This is a genomic window from Sphingobium sp. (assembly GCF_035511395.1).
Lineage (GTDB): Bacteria > Pseudomonadota > Alphaproteobacteria > Sphingomonadales > Sphingomonadaceae > Sphingobium.
On record NZ_DATKFP010000195.1, the window covers coordinates 1 to 7,549 of the forward strand.

Consider the following 7,549-nt stretch of genomic DNA (forward strand, 5'->3'; position numbering starts at 1 on the left):
CCGGGCGGGCCGTCCGCCGGGTCGGCCTCCACTCCCACGGCGGCGAACCATTCATGCCACCACATGTCGTCGGGCGACAGGCGCGGCCGTGCGTGGAGCGCCTGTGCATCGGCAATCGTCCCATTCCGCTCCAGCCAGCCGGGGCTGCACATGGGCACGAGCCGGTTATGGGTCAGCAGCTTCGCTTCCAGCCCCGGCCAGTCGCCCTTGCCGCCGCGCACTGCCAGATCGACACCATCGCGGGCAAGATCCACGACAGAGTCCTCCGCCTGGATGCGCACGGCAAGATTTGGATGGCGCATCTGGAACGCCCCTATCCTTGGCGCGAGCCAGAGATGGGCGAAACTGTTGGTGCAACTGATCGTCAGGACCGCCGAATGATCCTGCGTCAGCGCGGCAAAGCCGTCGCGCATCAGATCGAAGGCGCGGGTCAGGACGGGCGCGATCTCCCGTCCCTTGTCGGTCAGTGCGACCTTGCGTCCGACGCGCTGGAAGAGGCTGAGGCCCAGCCGTTCCTCCAATAGCTTCACCTGATAACTGACCGCCGCCTGGGTCATGCCCAGCTCCCGCGCGGCGGCGGTGAAATTCTCCAGCCGTGCAGCAGCCTCGAAGACGCGGATGGCGGAGAGTGGTGGCAGGGCGGACATGAATATTCAATAAGGCCAGCTTATCTGAACGGTCCAGCCTTTTGTTGGCGGCGGCCGGGGAAAAACGGCATCTGGATATCCGCGAGCATCGCACCGCTCCCTTACCACCGATTCATAAATGAAAGGATCGCATCATGCGTGACGAATATGATGACCGGCTGTGGAATGACGGCCGCGAACATGCCAATCGCGGCATCGACCAGTTGATCGCTGCAATCATGCAGGCATTCCGCGCACTGCACCGCGTCCAGTGGGCATCGCCCTGGACCGAATCTCCGAGCCGCGATCGCCGCTGCCGGCCCTGAAATTGCTGCAATCGCGAGATGAGGGGTTGCGGTTTCGCCCGGAGACGCCACTCTTAAGGGCGTGACCGACACCCTTCTCTCCCCACCCGATCTTCCCGCTCCGCCCGTGACATTGCTGGCGGGCGCTGCCCTTTTCCTCGATTTCGACGGGACATTGGCTCCGCTGGCCGACACACCGGATGCGGTGGATGTGGACGAGCGCCTGCTCGCCACTCTTGCCGGACTGCGCGACGTGCTGGGCGGGCGGCTGGCGATCGTCAGCGGCCGATCGGTCGCAACCCTGCGCGACCTCGGCTTCGGCGATTTCCTGCTGTCCGGCACCCATGGGCTGGAGTTCGCTCGCCCCGACGAGGCGGTGGACGCCCCACCCCGGCTGGCCGCGATCGACGCGGTCGAAGCCGCCTTCCATGCATTTGCGGACGACAAACCCGGACTATTGGTCGAGCGCAAGTCGATCAGCGTCGGACTGCATTTCCGCGGCGCTCCGGCATGGGGCGAGGAAGCAGGCACGCTCGCCACTCAACTGGCCGAACGGCATGGCCTTGCCGTCCAGCATGGCAAGATGCTTTTCGAGCTGCGCCCTGGTGGCGCGGATAAGGGCAGTGCCGTGCGCCGGCTGATGCAGCAATCGCCCATGATCGGTGGCAGGCCCGTCTTCATCGGCGACGATGTAACCGACGAGGAAGGCTTTGCCGTGGCCGCCGAACTCGGTGGCGCGGGCATTCTCGTCGGGACGCTCCGAGCCACTTTTGCGGCCTTCCGATTGGAACAGGTTGCCGCCGTCAGGCATTATCTTTCACAGGGGGTCGCCGGATAGGATTTTCGGCGCCTCTGATCCTGAGCAGCAAAAGGGGGCGGAAAAATCCAAGACGCAAGTCCTTCAATCCACGCCGGGAACGAGCGCAATCTCGACCTCTGGCCCATCGGCAATTGCCAGGCTTCCGCGCTGATCGACCGCGCCGGACGCATGGTGTGGGGATGTGTTCCGCGCGTCGATGGCGATCCGGTCTTTTCCGCGCTGCTGGATCACAAGGATTGGGACGATCCCCAGGCGCGCGGTTTCTGGGCGATCGAACTGGAAAACTGCGTCGCGGTCGAACAGCATTATATCCGCAACACGCCCATATTGGTCACGCGCCAGAGCGACGGACAGGGCAATGCGATCGAAACCTACGATTTCTGCCCGCGTCACAAGCATAAGGGCCGCATGTATCGCCCGGTCGCCTTCATCCGCATCGTGCGGCCGGTGGCAGGATCCCCCCGCATCCGGGTGAAGTTCCGTCCGACGACGAGTTGGAATGGCGATCGGGTGCCAATCAGCTACGGGTCCAACCACGTCCGTATCGTGCTGTCCTACATGGCTATGCGCGTGTCGACCAATGCGCCGATCGGCCTCATTTCACAGGAAAGCTGGTTCCGGCTGGAACAGGACATGCATTTCTTCATGGGGCCGGACGAGGGCTTTTCGGACGCCCTGCGCCCGGCGATCGAGCGGATGCTGGACGACACCATCAACGAATGGCAGCTCTGGGTACGCGGTCTGGCCATTCCGCCCGAATGGCAGGAAGCCGTCATCCGCTCCGCCATCACGCTCAAGCTCTGCCAGCATGAGGAAACCGGCGCGATCGTCGCCGCGCTCACTACCTCCATCCCTGAACATGCCGACAGCGGGCGCAACTGGGATTATCGCTACTGCTGGGTGCGCGACGCCTATTACACGGTCGAGGCGCTGAACCGGCTCGGCGCGCTCGACGTGCTGGAAACCTATCTCGTCTATCTGCGCAACATCGTCGATGGTGCAAAAGGCGGGCATATCCAACCGCTTTACGATGTGCGCGGCAATGCGACGCTGACCGAATGGGAGGCGGAAAACCTGCCCGGCTATCGCGGCATGGGTCCGGTGCGTGTCGGCAACGCCGCTTATGAACAGATACAGCATGACGCCTATGGCCAGATCGTGCTGTCGTCGGTGCAGGGCTTTATCGACCAGCGCCTGCTGCGCATGGCGGGTCATGCCGATTTCGAGGCGCTGGAGGCGGTCGGCGAGCGCGCCTGGCAGGTCTATGACCAGCCCGACGCAGGCCTGTGGGAATTACGCACGCGAGCCCATGTCCACAGTTACAGCGCCGTCATGTGCTGGGCCGCGTGCGATCGGCTGGCCCATGCCGCGACGGCGCTCGACCTGCCGGTACGCGCCATCCACTGGCAGAACCGCGCCGACACGATGCGGGACAAGATCATCGAGTCCGCGTGGCGGAAAGACAGCAAGGCGATCTCCGCCAATTTCGAGGACGATGCGCGCGATGCGTCGCTGCTGCAATTGCTGGACCTGCGCTTCCTGACCGCCGACGATCCGATGTTCATCGGCACGCTCGCCGCGCTGGAGGCGGACCTGCGCCGGGGCAACGACATGCTCCGCTACAGCGCGCCCGACGATTTCGGCGAGCCCGTGACCGCCTTCAACGTCTGCACCTTCTGGCTGATCGAGGCGCTCCATCGCACCGGCCGCACGGAAGAGGCGCGCACCCTGTTCGAGGAAATGCTGTCCCGCCGCACGGCCGCCGGTCTGCTGTCCGAGGATATCGACCCCGTCAGCGGGGAATTATGGGGCAACTACCCCCAGACCTACTCGTTGGTCGGCATCATCAACTGCGCCGTCTTGCTGAGCAAACCGTGGAGCGCAATGCGATGAGCCGCCTGATTGTCATTTCCAACCGGGTCAGTCGCCCCAGCAAGACCGGCAATCAGGGCGGGCTGGCGGTCGCGCTGTCACAGGCGCTGCGGGAAAGCCGCGGCATATGGGTCGGATGGTCTGGCGAAGTCACCGACAATTTTACCGGACATATCGGCTTTGCCGAGGATGATGGCGTCAAGACGGCGACGATCGACCTGGAAGAGCAGGATGTCGACGAATATTATAATGGCTATGCCAACAAGACACTTTGGCCGCTGTTTCACTTCCGCATCGACCTGGCCGAATATGCCCGCGATTTCGAGGGTGGCTACAACCGCGTCAACCTGCGCTTCGCCGACACCGCCACGCCGCTGATCGAGCCGGAAGACGTCATCTGGGTTCATGACTATCACATGATCCCGCTGGGCCAGATGCTGCGCGACAAGGGGCTCAAGAACCGAATGGGTTTCTTCCTCCACATCCCTTGGCCGCCGACCCGACTGCTGGTGTCGCTGCCCCATCATACGAAGCTGGTCAGCACTTTGTTCGCCTATGATGTGGTGGGATTTCACACCGAGGAATGGCTCGAATCCTTCCGCCATTATGTCGAGAAGGAAATGGGCGGCACCGTCGACGGCGACTATGTGACCGTCGGCGATCGGACCATTCAGGCCGTCGCCTGTCCGATCGGCATCAATGCGCAGGAGTTCCGGGACGCCGCCGTCAGCAAGGCGGCCGACGACATGGGCGAAATGGTCCGTGCCTCGCTTCAGGATCGCACGATGATCGTCGGCGTCGACCGGCTGGATTACAGCAAGGGGCTGGAGGAACGGTTTAACGGCTATGGCCGCTTCCTGAAGGATCATCCCGAACAGCATCGCAAGGTGGTGCTGACCCAGATCGCGCCGCCATCGCGCGGAGAAGTGGAGAGCTACCAGCAGATTCGCGCGACGCTGGATTCGATCGCAGGCCGGATGAACGGCGAATATAGCGATGTCGACTGGACCCCGATCCGCTACGTCAATCAGGGCTATCCTCGCGACAAGCTGGCCGGCATCTATCGCGCGGCGAAGATCGGCCTTGTCACGCCGCTGCGCGACGGGATGAACCTGGTCGCGAAGGAATATGTCGCGGCGCAGGATCCGGAGGATCCCGGCGTGCTCATCCTCTCCCGCTTCGCCGGGGCGGCGATGCAGCTCAAGGACGCGCTGCTCATCAATCCCTACAGCCCGGAGGAAATGTCCGACGCCATCAACCGCGCGCTCGCCATGCCGCTGGACGAGCGCAAGCGACGCTGGCGCGCGATGATGAACAGCGTGGAAGGTCAGGATATCAGCTGGTGGCGCCAATGCTTCACCGGCCGGCTGATGGCGGTGGGCCGCGCCGATGCCCCGGCCGTGACCGAGGAAACGGCCGGCTGACGATGCGGGAGGTCCGGCATATGGGCATATCCATCGCCACCCCCTTGCAGCAGGCCTATGCCTTCGCGCATCGGCCGGAAAATTTCCGGCTCTGGGCGGCGGGCCTCGCGTCGTCCCTGCACGAGAGCGAGGAGGGCTGGATCGCCGACACAGCCGATGGCCCGGCCGTGGTCGAATTTTCGCCGCCCAACGGCCATGGCATCCTCGACCATCGGGTCCGGATTGCGGGCAGGCCCGAAATCTACATCCCTCTGCGCATGATCGAGAATGGCGACGGTACAGAGGTGATCTTCACCCTGTTGCGGCAGCCAGACATGGACGATGAAGCCTTCGATCGCGATGCCGCGCTGGTGATGCAGGATCTTCAGACCCTCAAGAGGCTGCTGGAAAACCAGTCGCCCGCTTGAGCGCAGACGCATCCGCCGCTACGCGGGAGGGGATGCAGATCGAAGATGAAGACGAACCGCGCGGCCTCTGGCCCGCCATCCGCGCCCGGTCCGGCGTGATTCTGGGCGCGGTCGGCCTGGTCGCATGGCTCGCGCTGATCTGGTTCATGTTCGGAGATGTTCTTTAGGGCGGCGAGCCTCGCTCAACCGCCCCGGTGATAGTCATATTCCAGCGCGCGGCCCTGCTGTTTGGTCAGGATGGCGCCGATGATGACGCCGCCAGCGCGGCGCAGCCGATCAACCGACACGCGCAGGCCACCATGATGGTTGCGGCCCCATTCGACCACCATCAGGCTTGCCTGTACCCGTGCGCAGAGCAGCGGCGTATCACCCAGCCCCAGGATCGGCGGCGCATCGATCAGGATCGTATCATAGTCGTCCTGCACCGCCGCCAGCAGCGCATCGAGTGCCGGGGTTGCCAGCAATTCGGTCGGATTGGGCGGCACCGCGCCGCACGGCAGCAGCGAAACGCCATCCACGCCAGTCGGGATGATCGCATCGGGCGCCTTGGCCTGGCCGGTCAGCACTTCGCTGATGCCCTTGGCCGGCGCGACGCGGAACAGCGCATGCTGAACGGGACGGCGCATATCGCCGTCGATGACCAGCACCTTCTTGCCCAGGCTCGCGAGCGCGCGCGACAGGGCGTTGAGGGTGAGAGACTTGCCCTCCCCTTCCTGCGCACTGGTGATGAGGATGGAGCGCGGCAGACCGCTGGTCGACGCCAGCAACAGCGACCGCGCGATCGGGGTGAAGATTTCGCGCGGCTGAGGATTGTCGCCCGTTACCGGCACCGATCCCAGCAACGGCAACCCGACCCGTTCCGCCAGCGTATCGGCGGACGTCACCGCGTCATCGAACACATGACGCGCGCCGACCAGCAACAGACCCAGCGCCAGACCGCCCAGCGCGGCGAACAGCAATGTCTCGCCGACCTTGGGCGAGAAGGGCCGCGACGGCACCGCCGCCCGGTCGAGCGGCTGGATGCGCCCGGCCTGGAAGCCCGCCTGCGACGCCATGTCACGATAGCGCTGAAGCAGGCTGTCATGCAGCATCCGGTAGGTGTCGACTGTGCGTTCGTAGATGCCCATCTGCACATCGCGCCCGCGCGCGGTCTGGGCGTCGCGCTCCAGTTCCGAAATTTCGGACGCGATCTGCTTTTCGCCGTGGACGGCGACGTCATATTGTTCCTTGAGCGACGCCCGGATGCGGTTCGCCATATCCTGCGCCTGATCGTCCAGCGCCGCCAATTTGGCTCTCGCCTCGCGCATTTCGGGATGAGCGTCCTTGCGGAACTGCCGCTCCTCGACCAGCGAAGCGCGCAGCTTGGCCCGTTCCGCCATCAATGCCTGCATCGCGCCATTATTCAGCACTTCGGGCAGAGTCTCGGCGCTCGCCCGGCGAGCGCTTTCCCAACGCTTCTGCGCGGCGATCCGGTCCGACACCGCCTGCGCGCGATAGCCGTTCAGTTGCGCGAGGCGGGTGTCGATGGATCCTTCGGACGGCGCGAATTTGGGTTCGGCAGGCTTGGCCTTCGCCTTATCAGCGGTCTGGTCGCCTGCCTTTTCCGTGTCGCCCTGCGCGGGATCAACGGTCGCCCGCGCCGCATAGACGGCCAGATCGCGTTCGGCGCGCGACAGATCCGTGCGCGCACTGTCCAGTTCTCCCAACAGGAAACGGCGCGCCTGCACGCCCGATTCAAAGCCGCGCTTGAGGTCCGACCGGATCAGGCTGTCGGCATAGCCATTGGCCACCCGCGCCGACAGCGTCGGATCGGCACTGACAAAACTGATGCGGATGACGCGCGACTTGCCCGGCAGGGTGACTTCCAAATTCTGGCGCAGCAGGGCGATGACCTGCTCCTGCTCCACCTGCCGCTGGCTAAGGCCGCCCGATCCTTCCTTGAGGCGACGGACCCCCATGCCCTCGAAGAAGGTCGGCGTACCGACCAGCGCCAGGCTGCGCGCCACTTCCTCGGCCAGCGCTCGGCTGCGCAGAACCTCCAGTTCGGTCTGCATCACCGTTTCGGTGTCGTCGGTGTTGGGACGCGGCGTTCCCG

General features: G+C 64.5%; 8 protein-coding genes. 6 read left to right on the forward strand and 2 right to left on the reverse strand.

Translation table 11 applies throughout. The annotated features are described in order from the left end of the window. The coding region (locus VMR39_RS13275) for a LysR substrate-binding domain-containing protein (protein ID WP_325416469.1) at nt 1–647 on the reverse strand (647 nt) is incomplete at its 3' end. Nucleotides 648–781: 134 nt separating this feature from the next. On the opposite strand from VMR39_RS13275, the gene VMR39_RS13280 reads away from it, so the two are divergent. The 6 genes from VMR39_RS13280 (at nt 782) to VMR39_RS13305 (ending at nt 5,621) form a co-directional block, all read left to right on the forward strand. After that, nucleotides 782–952 carry a hypothetical protein gene (locus VMR39_RS13280; RefSeq protein WP_325416470.1) on the forward strand — a complete coding sequence of 57 codons (171 nt, stop codon included), beginning with the start codon at nt 782–784 and terminating at the stop codon, nt 950–952. A gap of 61 nt (nt 953–1,013) precedes the next feature. Beyond that, entirely contained in the window at nt 1,014–1,769 is a 756-nt protein-coding gene (gene otsB, locus VMR39_RS13285) for a trehalose-phosphatase (protein WP_325416471.1), read from the forward strand. 105 nt (nt 1,770–1,874) lie between these two features. Then, on the forward strand, nt 1,875–3,644 hold the full coding sequence (locus tag VMR39_RS13290; RefSeq protein ID WP_325416475.1) for a glycoside hydrolase family 15 protein: 1,770 nt from the start codon (nt 1,875–1,877) through the stop codon (nt 3,642–3,644). Continuing rightward, nucleotides 3,641–5,047 (forward strand): alpha,alpha-trehalose-phosphate synthase (UDP-forming), encoded by a 1,407-nt coding sequence (locus VMR39_RS13295; protein ID WP_325416472.1) that lies wholly within the window; start codon nt 3,641–3,643, stop codon nt 5,045–5,047. Before VMR39_RS13290 ends, VMR39_RS13295 begins: the two co-directional genes overlap by 4 nt. A gap of 20 nt (nt 5,048–5,067) precedes the next feature. After that, a complete protein-coding gene (locus tag VMR39_RS13300) occupies nt 5,068–5,454 on the forward strand; it encodes an SRPBCC family protein (RefSeq protein ID WP_325416473.1) in 387 nt (128 codons plus the stop codon). Then, the gene (locus tag VMR39_RS13305) at nt 5,451–5,621 is read left to right on the forward strand and encodes a hypothetical protein (RefSeq protein ID WP_325416476.1); all 171 of its coding nucleotides are present in this window, start codon (nt 5,451–5,453) and stop codon (nt 5,619–5,621) included. Before VMR39_RS13300 ends, VMR39_RS13305 begins: the two co-directional genes overlap by 4 nt. A 15-nt stretch (nt 5,622–5,636) precedes the next feature. Here VMR39_RS13305 and VMR39_RS13310 read toward each other — a convergent pair. Continuing rightward, nucleotides 5,637–7,549 (reverse strand): GumC family protein (locus VMR39_RS13310; protein WP_325416474.1); only part of this gene is annotated, 1,913 nt, incomplete at its 5' end.